Here is a 14,932-nt window from a genome sequence, read left to right as displayed (position 1 = left end):
GAGCTAAAAATTTTCAGGTGATCGGGCCATTCTAGCGGAAAACAGGAAGCACTTTCACGTCCTTACCCGATAACATTTCGGGCATGAAAACATACCCGAACGACCAGCGGATGACCGGCGCCCGCCTGCTGCTCGATACCCTCGTGCGCTGCGGCGTGGACACCGTCTTCGGCTATCCGGGCGGCGCCGTCCTGCCGCTGTACGACGCGCTGGCGCTGGACGGCCGCATCCGCCACATCCTCGTCCGGCACGAGCAGGCCGCCGTCCACGCCGCCCAGGGCTATGCCCGTTCGACGGGGCGGCTGGGCGTCGTGTTCGTCACGTCCGGGCCCGGCATCGCCAACACGACGTCCGGCCTGCTCGATGCGCTGAGCGACTCGATTCCCGTGCTGTGCGTCAGTGGGCAGGTCGCGACGAGCGCCATCGGCACGAACGCATTTCAGGAATGCGACGCGCTCGGGATCTCGCGCACCGTGACGAAGTGGAACGCGCAGGTCCGCAGCGCGGACGCCATCGCCGACACGATCCGGCACGCCGTGCACACGGCGCTGGACGGCCGCCCGGGGCCCGTGCTCGTCGACGTGCCGAAGGACGTCCAGGCGCAGGAGGTCGACCTGGTGCCGCACGCGCCGCTCCCGCCCACGCCCGCGCGCCCGCGCGTGCGGGCCGACGCCCTCGACGCGGCGGCGCACCTGATCCGCCAGGCGCGCCGGCCCGTGTTCTACGGCGGCGGAGGTCTCGTCAACGCGGGCGAGGGCGCCTGTGCCGCGTTCACGGCGCTCGTCCGCTGGAAGGACGCACCGTGCACGCTCACGTTGATGGGCCTGGGCGCATTCCCCGCGTCCGACCCGCGCTGGCTCGGCATGCTGGGCATGCACGGCACGCTGGAAGCGAATCTCGCGATGCACGAGGCGGACCTCGTCGTCTGCGCGGGCGCCCGGTTCGACGACCGCGTGACGGGCAAGCTCGCGCATTTCTGTCCGCAAGCACGCATCGTGCACGTCGACGTCGATCCCGCCTCGATCGGCAAGGTGGTGCGGACGGACGTTGCGCTCGTCGGCGATGCCGGCACCGTCCTCGCGGAGCTGCTGCGCGCGGTCGCCGCCACGCCGGCCGACCCGGCGCTGACGGATGACTGGTGGCGCAGGATCGCCGCATGGCGCGCCGTGCGCTGCCTCGACGTCCCGGACGCGGCGCCCGCGATCCTGCCGCAACACCTGATGCGCGCGCTCGCCGTGCGCGTGCGCGGGCGCGATGCCATCGTCGCGACGGACGTCGGCCAGCACCAGATGTGGGCGGCGCAGTACCTGCCGTTCGAGCGTCCGCGCAGGTGGCTGACGTCGGGCGGCGCGGGGACGATGGGCTATGGCCTGCCGGCCGCGATCGGCGCGCAGGTCGCGCATCCGGAGGCGCTGGTCGTGTGCGTGTCGGGGGACGCGTCCGTCATGATGAACATCCAGGAGATGTCGACGGCGGTGCAGCACCGCTGTCCCGTCAAGCTCGTCCTGTCGAACAACGGCTGCATGGGCATGGTGCGCCAGTGGCAGGAGCTGCACCACGGCGGCCGCTACAGCCACAGTTATCCGGAAGCGCTGCCGGACTTCGTCGCGCTGGCGCGCGCGTTCGGCTGGCAGGGGCGGCGCGTGTCACACGCCGCGGAACTGGACGCGGCGCTGGACGAGTGCCTCGCGGCGCCGGGGCCGTACCTGCTCGACGTCGTCGTGGCGCAGGCCGAGAACTGTTTTCCGATGATTCCTGCGGGCCGCGGCCACCACGAGATCATGCTGGCGAAGGACCGCTGGTTCGCGCGTCAGGCGGGCGACCACGCCTGAGGGACGGGCGCCAACGTGCGCAGGCGCAGCGAGATCAGCATCGCGGCGCCGAGCAGGACACCCAGCAGCGCCACGACGCCGCCCCAGCCGCCGTGCGCCCACAGGATGCCGCTGGCCCAGCCGACGACGCTGGAGCCGAGGTAGTAGCAGCACAGGTACAGCGCGGACGCGAGCGCCTGCTGCGTGCGGGCGCGCCGGCCCACCCAGCTGCTGGCGATCGAGTGCGAGGCGAAAAAGCCGAACGTGTAGACGGCCATGCCCGCGACGATGAGGACGACGTTGTGGGACAGCGTCAGCAACAGGCCCGCGACCATGGTCATCATCACGGTCCACAACACGTGGCGCCGGCCCAGGCGGTCGGCGCGGCGGCCGGCCCATGCGGCGCTGAAGATGCCCAGCAGGTACAACACGGAGATACCGCCGACGACGCTCTGGCGCAGCCCGAACGGCGCGCCGAGCAGGCGGAAGCCGATGAAGTTGTAGGCGCTGACGAAACATCCCATCAACAGGAACGACAGCGCGAACAGCCACGGCAGGCCGTCGTCGCCGAGGTGGCGGCGCAGGCCGTGCAGCATCGCCGCGACACCGCCGGACGACGGACGGAAGCGCCGCGACGCAGGCAGGCTGCGCCAGAATTCCGCGGCGCCCAGCAGGCCCATGACGCCGAGCACGCCCACGGCGACGCGCCACGAGAAGAAATCGGACAGGACGGCCGCCAGCATCCGGCCGGCCATCCCGCCGAACGCGTTGCCGCTGATGTACAGCCCCATCGACGCCCCGAGCGCGGCCGGCTCGATCTCCTCGCTCAAATAGGCCATCGCGACGGCGGGCATGCCGCCCATGGCAAGGCCCAGCAAGGTGCGTGCGACGAGCAGCTGCGTGTAGTCCTGCGCGAACGCCGACAGCACGCTCATCAGGCCGGACACGACGAGCGCGGCGACCATCATGTTCTTGCGCCCGAGGCGGTCGGACAGCACCGACGAGAACAGCAGCGAGACGGCCAGTGCCGCGGTCGACAGCGACAGCGACAGGCTGCTTTGCGCGGGTGTCAGCGCGAATTCCTGCGCCAGCAACGGCAGCAGCGGCTGCACGCTGTACAGCAGGGCGAAGCAGGAAAAACCGCCGAAGAACAGGGCGCGGTTGGTACAGCGATACGAGGGCGGGGCAGCGGGAAGGCGGGACATGGCGGCGGGACCGTGGAAGCATGCGAGATCCCATCGTAGGATTGCACGAACTATGTGTCCAATATATATTTGTGGCGTTACTTATCGCTTAAACAGATAACATGGAACTCAGACACTTGCGTTACTTCGTGGCCGTCGCGGAAGAACTGAGTTTTACGCGCGCGGCGGAACGGCTGCACATCGGCCAGCCGCCGCTGAGCCAGCAGATCCGGGCGCTGGAACACGAGATCGGCGCCCGGCTGTTCGAGCGCAACAAGCGGCGGGTGCTGCTGACGGAAGCGGGCCGGCTGTTCCTCGCGGACGCGCGGCGCGTGCTGGCGCTGTCCGACCAGGCGAAGGAAACGGCCCGGCGCGCGCACCTGGGCGAGGCGGGCGAGCTGCGCGTGGGGTTCACGTTCTCGACGCCGTTCACGCCGCTGTTCGCGAAAGTCGTGCGGCGCTACCGCCAGCGCTACCCCGACGTGCTGCTGACCTTCCACGAGATCGCCACGCAGCCGCAGCTGACGCGCATCGAGGCGCGCGAGCTGGACGTCGGCTTCGTGCGCCCCGCCTCCATGCCGCTGCCGCGCTCGGTGGCGTTGACGATGCTGCGCCGCGACCCGCTGCGGCTCGTGCTGCCGGCGGGGTCGCCGCTGGCGCGCAAGAAGTCGATCGCCGTGAAAGACCTGGCCGGCCACGCGTTCGTCGTGTTCCCGAAGGATGCGGGCACGGGCATCTACCACCAGATCTTCGACCTGTGCCGCGCCGCCGGCTTCACGCCCGATATCGCGATGGAGGCGGGCGAGCCGTCCACGATCATCGGCCTCGTCGCCGCCGGCTGCGGCATCTCGCTGCTGCCGAGCTCGTTCGAAGGCATCCACATGGACGGCGTCGTCTACCGTCCGCTGGCCGACCCGGAGGCGACGACGGCGATGCTGCTCGCGCGCCACGCGGAAGGGGGCGGCCCGCTCGTGGATGCGTTCGTCGCGCTGGCGGAAGCTGCGGCGGCGGAACGGTAGTCATTGTCGAAATGCGTGAGTATTTGCGGCCGGCCGGAATGCCATGGTGGCGCCTCGTTTTCCTGAAATGCTGACTATGGATTTTTTGAACGAAACGCACGGTTCATCATGCCGCTGCCGTGGGCACTGCTGTCGGCACGAATGGTGTGCGAAGCCGTGCGTGGCGGCGATCCCGCCACTTACTACCTGGCGATCGGAATCGGCGGCCTCACTTACCTGTTTTACGCTCGACAACGGTACATGCGCACGGATCGCCGGGTGGCGTGATGCATAGACCGTGTCGGCCCGTTCCATGGCGTGTTACGACACTGGCGTTGCCGTGCCTGTTGAAGATGGGGCCGCCTCGGCCGACGGCGCTGGCGACGACGCCGTGTGCGTGCAGGAGGCGCTCGTCCGCTATCAGATCACACAAAGCCATGTTCCGTACCTCGCCGACGTGACGGCATATTGCATCGGGGTCGCGACCCGATCAACGCCAACTTGGCGGCGGCCGGCAACGTGTCTTACCTGGATGAGGTTGGCGGAGAGTGCCGTGTTACCAAAGTCGGCGCGAAGTGAGTGTCATGATCTTCACCGGGATCCGAAACAATCGCCGATAGAGATGCAGTGCTCAGACAAAGCTGAGTGGAGATTGTGGATCGGGATAATGGAATAATGGTTGGGCGTTAGTTTCGGCGAGATTTCGAGTTAATGAAATCGTCATCGGTGATTATGCGGGCACGCATGGTCAACAATAACTATCGTCATGCGGATCGGCCTGCGAGTGATATTGCACAAGTTACGTTATGGTAATGATTTAAGCGAGCAATGTGTGGAAAAATGTGCTTCCGCGAATAGAAAAATTATGAACTTCAGAACCGGAAGCGCCGCGTTCAAGTGCGGTGCATTGGCAGCGCTTATACTCTCGCTTGCAATTTCGACCGTTTTCGATGAATCGTCGATAGCCGACAGTCGCGAGCTTGGCCTGATCGCGCGCCTGATGGGCGCGTTGGTGCCCGCAGTAAGATTCTTCAATCAGATTTCCACACGGCCGCATACTTTTGCAGTCTTGTACGCCATCAATTGGTTGTTTGTTCCTGTTTATTTGGCAGGTATTTGCGTGGCGCGGCCGGTTTGGCAATTAAACAGCATTAAAGTTCTGGTCCGCAGCCTACGGCGTCAAAAACCTCAGGCAGCAGTTGGAAGGACAATGTTTTTCGTGGCGATGTTTTGTCTTTACGTCGTGCTGTCCGACATCGGTGCCGTTCGTGGCCCGGGCCCCTATTCGATGAACATGAGCGGAGGTCTCGTTTATCATAGTCACCTGTTTAGACCGATCGATGGCTCAGGTTTTTCAATTGCACTGTTTTCGTGGATTTATTGCATGCTGGACGCCGTTTGCTACTATTTCGTTGGCGCTTATGCCGCCTATCTATATTTCGCGACTGTCCAAAAGGCTGAGTTGACATAGAAGGCGCATCGGCTCGGCGCTGCTCACCTCGGATGGTGCACAGCCGGCTGTATTTCCGAACGGTTTGCGGCGATCCCGTAATGTGGTATTTCGATATGTTTTTGAACCCTGATTTGCGGTAGGCTTGCGCGATCATCCCGAACGCCTGCTTCAGCCGACCACGACAACTGAGGACACCCATTTGCGCTACCATCTGCTCGCCATCTGCCTGCTGCTCTGCCAGGCAATACCGTCCGTTGCTGACACGGGCACCCAACCTGTGACGACCACTCGCGCCGACGAAGCGGAACAACAGCAACACGTGGACGCCGCGGCCAAGCTGCTGCAGCAGGGCAAACCGGCCGAAGCGCTCGACGGTATCGACAAGGTCATCGCGCACTTCGAGGCGGTGCGCAAGGACAAGACCGACGTCGCCTACTGCGCCCGCAGCCCGGCCGAATCCCTCGTCTATCTTGCCGAGGCGGCCAAGAACAATACCGCGACAAGCGTGTATGGTTCAGCATGGTGCGATGCGTACTTCCTGCGCGGCTACGCCCTCATCGAGCTGGGCCGCGCCGGCGAGGCACGCGCGGCACTGGAACGCGCTGTCCACCTGGCGCCGCGGGAAGCGCATTACCGTTCCGAACTTGCCGAGCTGTATGCGCGCCAAAAGAATTGGAACGAAGCCCTCGCAGCGTTCGACGCGTCCGCTACAGTGGCAGAGGAGTCCGTGGACAAGGAACGCAAGAATGCGGAGCTGGGCAGGGCGCTGCGCGGCAAGGGATTCGTGCTCGTCGAACTGGGCAAGCTGGACGAGGCCGAGGCCATGTACCGTCGGTGCCTGGCGCTCGACCCGGCCGACAAGAAGGCGATGAACGAGTTGCGTTACGTGCAGTCGCGCCAGCAAAAGCAGCCTTGATTCCGCCACGCGGCGGGCACGACACACAGGAGACATCATGGCAGTGACACGGTTGGACAACGTCGGCATCGTCGTCCAGGATCTCGACGCCGCCATCGCGTTTTTCAAGGAACTCGGCCTCGCGCTGGAAGGCCGCGCGCCGATCGAGGGCGAGTGGGCGGGCCGCATCACCGGTTTGCCGGGCCAGCGCGTCGAGATCGCCGTGATGCGCACGCCGGACGGCCACGGCCGGCTCGAGTTGTCCCGCTTCCTCGCGCCGGCCGTGGCTGCGGACCACCGCCGCGCGCCCGTGAACGCGCTCGGCTACCTGCGCGTGATGTTCGCCGTGGACGACCTCGACGCCACGCTCGGGCGCCTCCGCCCGCACGGCATGGAACTCGTCGGCAGCGTGGTCGACTATGCGAACGTGTATCGGCTCTGCTATATCCGCGGCCCGGAAGGCATCCTGCTCGGGCTCGCCCAGGAGCTCGGGGACGGCGCCTGAGCTGTTGCAGGCAGCGGCGATTTGCTGCACCGCAGCGAAGCAAATGGTCGTATGTTTTGAATTTATAGAATACAATTCATGGCGAACTGAAGTCATCAACAAAGGATCGTCATGTCCAGCACCACCCCAGAGCAGGCCCACGTGGGCCACCTGCTGCTCATGTCGCGCGAGGATAACTGCCTCATCGCGCGTGTCGACCTCAAGGCCGGCGACGTCGTCACGATCGACGACCGCCCCGTGAGCCTGCCGGGCGACGTCCGGATGGGCCACAAGGTCGCGCGCCGCGACCTGGCGCCCGGCGAGAAAATCCTGCGCTACGGCGCCATCATCGGCACCGCGACGGCGCCCATCGCCATCGGCGCGCACATCCACACGCACAACCTGGAAAGCGACTACATCCCGACCTATACGCTCGACCAGGACGGCCACCACTTCATCGGAAGCAAAGCACCATGACCACCTCCACCGATCTCGCCAACATCGCCCTGACCGGCTTTCCGCGCGCGGACGGACGCAAGGGCATCCGCAACGTCGTCGTCGTCGCCTACCTCGTCGAGTGCGCACACCACGTCGCGCGCCTGATCGTCAATGCGTTTCCCGGCCAGGAAGTGCACCTGATCGGCTTCCCCGGCTGCTATCCGAACGAATACGCCGACAAGATCATGCGCAGCGTGCTGACCCATCCGAACGTGGGCGCGGCACTGCTCGTGTCGCTCGGCTGCGAGAGCTTCGACAAGGGCGGCCTCGCGCAAGCCGTCGCGGACAGCGGCCGGCCCGTCCACACGGTCACGATCCAGGACGTCGGCGGCACGCGCTCCGGCGTCAACAGCGGCGTCGAGTGGGTGCGGTGGGCCGTGGAAGACCTGGCGCGCCAGGAGCGCGTGCCGATGCGCGTCGACGAACTGGTCGTCGCCACGATCTGCGGCGGCTCGGACAGCACGAGCGGCATCACGGCGAATCCGGCCGTCGGCGCGGCGTTCGACCAGCTGATCGCGGCCGGCACCGCCTGCGTGTTCGAGGAAACGGGTGAGCTGGTCGGCTGCGAATTCCACATGAAGCGCCGCGCGGTGACGCCGGAACTGGGCGACGAGATCGTGCGCACGGTCGAAAAGGCGTCGCGCTACTACACGATCATGGGTCACGGCAGCTTCGCCCCCGGCAATGCGGACGGCGGCCTGACGACCCTGGAAGAAAAATCGCTGGGCGCGTACGCGAAGAGCGGCGCGTCGCCGATCAGCGGCATCCTGAAGCCGGGCGACCTGCCGCCCACCGGCGGCCTGTACCTGCTGGACGTCGTGCCGGACGGCGAGCCGCGCTTCGGTTTCCCGAACATCTCGGACAACGCGGAAATCGTGGAGCTGATCGCTTGCGGCGCGCACGTCACCCTGTTCACGACGGGGCGCGGTTCCGTCGTCGGCTCGGCCATCTCGCCCGTCATCAAGGTGTGCGCGAACCCCGCCACGTACGAACGGCTCGAGGAAGACATGGACGTCAACGCCGGCCGCATCCTGGCGGGGCTGGCAAGCATCGACGACGTCGGCAGCGAGATCGTCGAGCTCATCGCCCGCGTGGCGAACGGCGCCTGCACGAAATCGGAAGACCTGGGTCACCAGGAATTCATCCTGACCTACAAACAGTTCGAGCCGATCGGGCCGGGCTGCCTGCCGTTGAAGGTGGCCTGACATGGACGTCACGCAAGCGCGACGCCTGCCGCACGGCGGCCTGCCCGTTTCGGCGCTGGGCCTCGGCTGCGCCCAGCTGGGCGGCCTGTACGACCCGATGACGGAGCTTGATGCGCTGGCGCTCGTCGACGCCGCATGGGACCTCGGCATCCGTTATTTCGACACCGCGCCGTACTACGGCTTCACCTTGTCCGAGCGCCGGCTCGGCGCCGCGCTGCGTGCCCGCGCGCGCGACGCGTACGTGATCAGCACGAAGGTGGGCCGCCTGATGCGCCCCGATCCGGGCGTGCGGCCGGGCGAGTGCGGCTGGGCCGCGCCGCTGCCGTTCCGTCCCCACTACGACTACACCTACGACGCCGTCCTGCGCTCGCACGAGGACAGCCTGCAGCGCCTGGGCATGGACCGCGTCGACATCCTGTACGTGCACGACATCGGCCGCCTCACCCACGGCGACATGCACGCCCATTACTGGAACCAGCTGACCGAGGGCGGCGGCTTCCGTGCGCTCGAGCGCCTGCGCGCCGAGGGCGCGATCAAGGCGTTCGGCCTGGGCGTCAACGAGTGGGAAGCGATCGCGGACGCGCTGGACGTGTGCGCACTCGACTGCGTGCTGCTGGCGGGACGCTACACCCTGCTGGAACAGGCGTCGCTCGCGCCGCTGATGGACCGCTGCGCGCGCGCGGGCACGAGTGTCGTGATCGGCGGCCCGTTCAATTCCGGCATCCTCGCGGGCACGAACAAATTCAATTACGAAGACGCGCCGCGCGCCGTCGTCGAGCGCGTGCAGGCCCTTGCGGCCGTGTGCCGCGAGTTCGACGTGCCGCTGCAGGCCGCCGCGCTGCAATTCCCGATGGCCCATCCGGCCGTCGTGTCGTGCATCCCCGGCGCCCAGCATCCCGCCCAGCTGCGCCAGAACGCGGCGTGGTTTGGCCAGCCGCTGCCCGCCGGACTGTGGGACGCGCTGCGGCGCGCCGGCCTGCTGGACGCGGCCGCGCCCGTCCCGGCCCCGTAACGCTCGACCATTTAATACTGCAACCCGTACCGAAGGAATGACATGAAATTGCTGCGATTCGGCCCGAAGGGCGCCGAGAAACCTGGCCTGATGGACGCCGCCGGCGTGATCCGCGACCTGTCCGGCGTGCTGCCCGACCTGACCTCGGCCCAGCTGGCCGCCGGCGCGCTGGCGCGCCTGGCCGACGTCGATCCGAGCCGCCTGCCGGCCGTCGAGCAACCGGTCCGCTATGCACCGGTCGTCGCCGACATCGGCAAATTGATCTGCGTGGGCCTGAACTACTCGGACCACGCGGCCGAATCGGGCATGGCCGTGCCGGCCGAACCGGTGCTGTTCACGAAGGCCACGAGTTCCATCATCGGCTGCAACGACGCCGTCGTGCTGCCGCGCGGCTCCGTCAAGAGCGACTGGGAAGTGGAGCTGGGCGTCGTCATCGGCAAGCGCGCGCGCTACGTCGACGAAGCCAGCGCCCTCGACTATGTCGCCGGCTATTGCGTCGTGAACGACCTGTCCGAGCGCGAGTACCAGCTGGAGCGGGGCGGCCAGTGGGACAAGGGCAAGGGCTGCGACACGTTCGGTCCCGTGGGTCCGTGGCTCGTGACGAAGGACGAAGTGCCCGACCCGCAAAACCTGGACATGTGGCTGGAAGTGAACGGCAAGCGCTACCAGACGGGCAACACGCGCACGATGGTGTTCACGGTCGCGCACCTGGTCAGTTACATCAGCCGTTTCATGACGCTGCAGCCGGGCGACGTGATCAGCACGGGCACGCCGCCGGGCGTGGGCCTCGGCCAGAAGCCGGATCCGGTCTACCTGGAACCGGGCGACCGCATGAAGCTGGGCATCGCCGGGCTGGGCGAGCAAAGCCAGACGGTTCATGCCTGGAACGAGGCACTGATCGACGGCTGACGGCCGCCGGCACACCAAACAAACAGGCGCCGCGAGCGCCGACACGGAGACTTTGCAGACATGAACGATTCATCCTCGCGGCAGTACCGGTTTTCCCTCGTGATGGTCACCTCGCTGTTTTTCATGTGGGGATTCGTCCATAACCTCGACCCGATCCTGATCCCGCACCTGCGGCGGTCGTTCAGCCTGTCGGTGCTGCAGTCGTCGCTGGTGGATTCGGCCGTGTTCATCGCCTACTTCGTGATGGCGTTGCCGGCGGGGATGCTGATCCGGCGGGCGGGCTACCGGGCCGGCATCATCACGGGCCTGCTGCTGTTCGCGATCGGCTCGTTCATGTTCGTGCCCGCCGCGAACACGCAGCTGTACGTCGTGTTCCTGGGCGCGCTGTTCACCATCGCCTGCGGCCTGACGATCCTGGAGACGGCGGCGAATCCGTACATGACGTTGCTGGGCAGCCCGGACAAGGCCGCGCAGCGCCTCAACCTGGCCCAGTCGTTCAACGGCCTGGCCACGACGGTGGCGCCGCTCATCGGCGCGCGCCTGATCCTCGTGCACGGCGCGGACGACAAGCAGCTGGCCGCGATGCCCGAGGCGGCGCGCCACGCGGCGCTGGCGATGGAAGCGGCCAGCGTGAAAGGCCCGTACACGGTGCTGGGTCTCGTCATCCTCGCGATGGCCATCGTGTTCTACTTCCTGAAGCTGCCGGAAGTCGGCACGCACGCGCAGGGCCACGCCGCGCCGGCCAAGAGCACGATCGGCCAGGCGCTGGGCGTGCCGTCGATCCGCCGCGGCGCCATCGCGCAATTCTTCTACGTCGGCGCGCAGGTGTGCGTGTCCAGCTTCTTCATCCTGTACGCGACGAAGGCGGCCGGCGTGTCGTCCGTGACGGCAGCCGACTACCTGGGCCTGGGCTATGGCGTCGCGTTCATGGTCGGCCGCTTCGTCGGCACCGCGCTGATGCGCATCGTGGCGCCGGCGCGCCTGTTGTGGATGTACGCGCTCGCGTGCATCGTTCTGGCGGCCGTGGCGATGTTCGCGCAAGGCTTCGCCTGCATCGCCGCCGTGATCGGCATCGCGTTCTTCATGTCGATCATGTTCCCCACCATTTTCTCGCTGGGCCTGAACGGGGCCGGCCAGCATGCCGACATGGGCAGTGGCCTCATCATCATGTCCATCGTCGGCGGCGCGCTGCTGCCGCCGCTGTTCGGCTTCATCAGCGACCGTACGGACAACGTGCAGTTCGGCTACGCCGTGCCGCTGGTGTGCTACGTCGTCGTCGCGTGGTTCGCGCGCGCGTCGCTGCGCCAGGACAGCCGCGCCGCCAGCGCCGCCGCGCAAACTTCCATGGGAGTCACCAAGCGTGTTTGAATTGAATGACAAGAAGGCTGTCGTCACGGGCGGCGGCAGCGGCATCGGCAAGGCCATCGCCACCTTGTTCGCCGAGCGTGGCGCAATCGTCCACGTCGTCGACCTGAACGAGGCGGCGAGCGCCGGCGTCGTCGAAGAGATCCGGGCTCAGGGCGGCCAGGCCGTCGGCCACGCGTGCGACGTGTCGCGCCAGGCCGACGTAAAAGCGCTGATGGAGCGGATCGGTCCCATCGACATCCTCGTCAACAACGCCGGCATCGCCCACATCGGCAAGGCCGACGACACGAGCGAGGAAGACTTCGACCGCGTCATGAGCGTCAACGTCAAGGGCGTCTACAACTGCCTGCACGCCGCGATCCCGCAGCTGCGCGCGAACGGCGGCGGCGTCATCGTCAACATGGCGTCGGTCGCCGCGTGGGTCGGCATCAAGGAGCGCTTCGCCTATTCGACGGGGAAGGGCGCCGTGATGGCGATGACGTTGTCGGTCGCGAAGGACTACCTGCAGGACGGCATCCGCTGCAATTCGATCTCGCCGGGCCGCGTGCACACGCCGTTCGTCGACGGCTTCCTCGCGCGGAATTATCCGGGCCGCGAGGCGGAGATGTTCGCCCAACTGTCGAAGACGCAGCCGATCGGCCGCATGGCGACACCGGCAGAGGTGGCGGCGCTCGCGCTATACTTGTGCAGCAACGAGGCGGCCTTCATCACGGGTACGGATTATCCGATCGACGGGGGCTTCATTACCCTGAACACGTAAAGCGACCATGATCATTTCTTCCGCAACCGACTACCGCGAAGCCGCGCGGCGCCGGTTGCCGCCGTTCCTGTTCCACTACCTCGATGGCGGTTCCGGCACCGAGACCACGCTGCGCGCCAACGTCGACGACCTGCAGGCCGTCAGCCTGCGCCAGCGCGTGCTGAAGGGTTCCGAGACGCTCGACCTGTCCACCGAGTGGTTCGGCGTCAAGCGCGGGCTGCCGCTGGCGCTGGCCCCGATCGGCCTGGCCGGCATGTATGCACGCCGCGGCGAAGTGCAGGCGGCCCGCGTGGCGGCGGAGCGCAACATCCCGTTCATCCAGTCGACCGTGTCCGTGTGCCCGCTGGCGGAGGTCGCAACGCAGTCGTCGCAACCGCTGTGGTGCCAGCTGTACGTATTGAAGGACCGCGGCTTCATGCGCGACTACCTGCGCCGCGCGCGCGAGCTCTCCATCGACACGCTCGTGTTCACCGTCGACATGCCGGTGCCGGGTGCGCGCTACCGCGACGCCCATTCCGGCATGAGCGGCCGCAACGGCCCGCTGCGCCGCGTGCTGCAGGCCATGCTGCATCCGCGCTGGGCGCTGGACGTGGGCCTGCTCGGCAAGCCGCACGACCTGGGCAACATCTCGGCCTATCGCGGCAATCCGACCGGCCTCGCGGACTACATCGGCTGGCTCGCCGCCAATTTCGACCCAGGCATCAGCTGGAGTGACCTGCAGTGGATCCGCGACGAGTGGCAGGGCCCGATGGTCATCAAGGGCATCCTCGACGCGGACGATGCGCGCGACGCGAAGTCGTTCGGTGCCGACGGCATCGTCGTGTCGAACCACGGCGGACGCCAGCTCGACGGCGCGCTGTCGACGGCCAAGGCGCTCCCCGCCATCGCCGAGGCCGTGAAGGGCGACCTGACCATCTTCGCCGATTCCGGCGTGCGCACGGGACTGGACGTCGTGCGCCTGCTGGCGCTCGGCGCGGATGGCGTGCTGATCGGCCGCGCCTTCATCTACGCGCTCGCCACGCACGGCGCCGCCGGCGTGCGCAACCTGCTCGCCATCCTGGAGAAGGACATCCGCACGAGCATGGTGCTGACGGGCGTGCAGTCCGTGCGCGACATCGGGCCCGCCTGCCTCGCCTGAGCGGCGCCCCCCGCGGTAAATTTCATTCACGGCGCTGGCGGTTTGCATAACGCCTGCGACGGTCCCCAGGCCCTCGTCGAGCGTATTCATGTTTGCATCGCGGCCAAAAGTGTTTTAAATTTATAGAATACAATGCGCCGCGCGCGGGCTGTCCCATGCCCGCGGCGGCCGATGACCAACCGAGAAGGCAATCAACAATGAGTCAGATGAAAAGTGTCGTATGCGCAGCCCCCGGCGAACTCCGTCTTGGGCAGGTACCGATCCCCACGGCCGGTGAGGGCGACGTGCTGCTGCGCGTGCGGCGCATCGGCGTATGCGGTACGGACATGCACATCTTCCGCGGTACCCAGCCGTTCCTGCAATACCCGCGCGTGATGGGGCACGAGCTGTCCGGCGAGATCGTCACGGCGCCGGGGGGCTCCGGCCTCGCGGCCGGCGACCAGGTGTTCGTGATGCCGTACCTGTCGTGCGGCGAGTGCGTCGCATGCCGCAAGGGCAAGACGAACTGCTGCACGCGGATCCAGGTGCTGGGCGTGCACCGCGACGGCGGCATGGCCGAGTACCTCGCGATTCCCGCGCAGTTCGTCCTGAAGACGGAAGGCATCTCGCTCGACGACGCCGCGATGCTGGAATTCCTCGCGATCGGCATGCACGCGGTGCGCCGCGCGGCCGTCGCGGCGGGGCAGCGCGTGCTCGTCGTCGGCGCGGGCCCGATCGGCGTGGCGGTCGCGCTGTTCGCCAAGCTGCGCGGCGCCGAGGTGACCGTGCTGGATGCGCGCGCGGACCGCCTGGGCTTCTGCAAGGACGCGCTGGGCGTGGCGCACGTGGTGACGGTGGGCGACAGCGACCGCGAGGTGCTGCAGGGCGTTACGGACGGCGAATTTTTCGACGCCGTGTTCGACGCCACCGGCAACATCAAGGCCATGGAGCGGGGCCTGGACTTCGTCGCGCACGGCGGCACCTACGTGCTCGTGTCGATCGTGCCGGAGCGGATCTCGTTTTCCGACCCCGAGTTCCACAAGCGCGAGACGACGCTGCTGGGCAGCCGCAATGCGACCGTGGAAGACTTCCGCGAGGTGCTGGCGGCGATGAAGGCGGGCCTCGTGCCGACGCGTGCGATGAACACGCACCGCGCGACCCTCGACGAATTCGTCGACGTGCTGCCGCAGTGGATGGACCCCGCCAGCGGCGTCATCAAGGCCATCGTCGAGGTTTGAATG

Annotated in this window: 14 protein-coding genes; 13 read left to right on the top strand and 1 reads right to left on the bottom strand. The window is 67.0% G+C overall.

The window, feature by feature from the left end:
• Positions 1 to 83: 83 nt before the first annotated feature.
• Complete coding sequence (gene ilvB, locus HAV22_RS04680; protein ID WP_166856988.1) at positions 84 to 1,832, top strand: biosynthetic-type acetolactate synthase large subunit; 1,749 nt, start codon at positions 84 to 86, stop codon at positions 1,830 to 1,832.
• On the opposite strand, the gene HAV22_RS04675 is transcribed toward ilvB, so the two are convergent.
• Positions 1,811 to 3,016, bottom strand: coding sequence for an MFS transporter (locus tag HAV22_RS04675; RefSeq protein ID WP_166856987.1), 1,206 nt, complete (start codon positions 3,014 to 3,016; stop codon positions 1,811 to 1,813). The genes ilvB and HAV22_RS04675 overlap by 22 nt on opposite strands.
• A gap of 101 nt (positions 3,017 to 3,117) precedes the next feature.
• Between HAV22_RS04675 and HAV22_RS04670 the strand changes: the two genes are divergently transcribed.
• From HAV22_RS04670 to HAV22_RS04615, 12 genes are all read left to right on the top strand, one after another.
• Entirely contained in the window at positions 3,118 to 4,014 is an 897-nt protein-coding gene (locus tag HAV22_RS04670; RefSeq protein WP_166856984.1) for a LysR substrate-binding domain-containing protein, read from the top strand.
• A gap of 844 nt (positions 4,015 to 4,858) precedes the next feature.
• Complete coding sequence (locus HAV22_RS04665) at positions 4,859 to 5,464, top strand: G protein-coupled receptor family protein (RefSeq protein ID WP_166856982.1); 606 nt, start codon at positions 4,859 to 4,861, stop codon at positions 5,462 to 5,464.
• A gap of 181 nt (positions 5,465 to 5,645) precedes the next feature.
• Positions 5,646 to 6,362, top strand: a complete 717-nt coding sequence (locus HAV22_RS04660) for a tetratricopeptide repeat protein (RefSeq protein WP_166856980.1) — start codon at positions 5,646 to 5,648, stop codon at positions 6,360 to 6,362.
• A gap of 37 nt (positions 6,363 to 6,399) precedes the next feature.
• Positions 6,400 to 6,846 (top strand): VOC family protein, encoded by a 447-nt coding sequence (locus tag HAV22_RS04655; protein ID WP_166856978.1) that lies wholly within the window; start codon positions 6,400 to 6,402, stop codon positions 6,844 to 6,846.
• Between the two features lie 111 nt (positions 6,847 to 6,957).
• Positions 6,958 to 7,302, top strand: a complete 345-nt coding sequence (locus HAV22_RS04650; protein ID WP_166856975.1) for a UxaA family hydrolase — start codon at positions 6,958 to 6,960, stop codon at positions 7,300 to 7,302.
• Positions 7,299 to 8,528, top strand: coding sequence for a UxaA family hydrolase (locus HAV22_RS04645; protein ID WP_166856973.1), 1,230 nt, complete (start codon positions 7,299 to 7,301; stop codon positions 8,526 to 8,528). Before HAV22_RS04650 ends, HAV22_RS04645 begins: the two co-directional genes overlap by 4 nt.
• 1 nt (position 8,529) lies before the next feature.
• Complete coding sequence (locus HAV22_RS04640) at positions 8,530 to 9,540, top strand: aldo/keto reductase (RefSeq protein WP_166856971.1); 1,011 nt, start codon at positions 8,530 to 8,532, stop codon at positions 9,538 to 9,540.
• A gap of 42 nt (positions 9,541 to 9,582) precedes the next feature.
• Positions 9,583 to 10,449: a fumarylacetoacetate hydrolase family protein gene (locus HAV22_RS04635; protein ID WP_166856969.1), complete on the top strand. Its 867-nt coding sequence runs from the start codon at positions 9,583 to 9,585 to the stop codon at positions 10,447 to 10,449.
• A 60-nt stretch (positions 10,450 to 10,509) separates the two neighbouring features.
• Positions 10,510 to 11,817, top strand: coding sequence for an L-fucose:H+ symporter permease (gene fucP, locus HAV22_RS04630; protein ID WP_229421068.1), 1,308 nt, complete (start codon positions 10,510 to 10,512; stop codon positions 11,815 to 11,817).
• Complete coding sequence (locus HAV22_RS04625) at positions 11,810 to 12,574, top strand: SDR family NAD(P)-dependent oxidoreductase (RefSeq protein ID WP_166856967.1); 765 nt, start codon at positions 11,810 to 11,812, stop codon at positions 12,572 to 12,574. Before fucP ends, HAV22_RS04625 begins: the two co-directional genes overlap by 8 nt.
• Positions 12,575 to 12,581: 7 nt before the next feature.
• A complete protein-coding gene (lldD, locus tag HAV22_RS04620; RefSeq protein WP_166856965.1) occupies positions 12,582 to 13,712 on the top strand; it encodes an FMN-dependent L-lactate dehydrogenase LldD in 1,131 nt (376 codons plus the stop codon).
• A 206-nt stretch (positions 13,713 to 13,918) separates the two neighbouring features.
• Positions 13,919 to 14,929 (top strand): zinc-binding alcohol dehydrogenase family protein, encoded by a 1,011-nt coding sequence (locus HAV22_RS04615; RefSeq protein ID WP_166856963.1) that lies wholly within the window; start codon positions 13,919 to 13,921, stop codon positions 14,927 to 14,929.
• Positions 14,930 to 14,932: the final 3 nt, after the last annotated feature.

Origin of the sequence: Telluria antibiotica, from assembly GCF_011682055.1 — a bacterium.
Classification (GTDB): Bacteria; Pseudomonadota; Gammaproteobacteria; order Burkholderiales; family Burkholderiaceae_D; genus Telluria; species Telluria antibiotica.
This window is presented reverse-complemented; position numbering and strand designations above follow the sequence as displayed.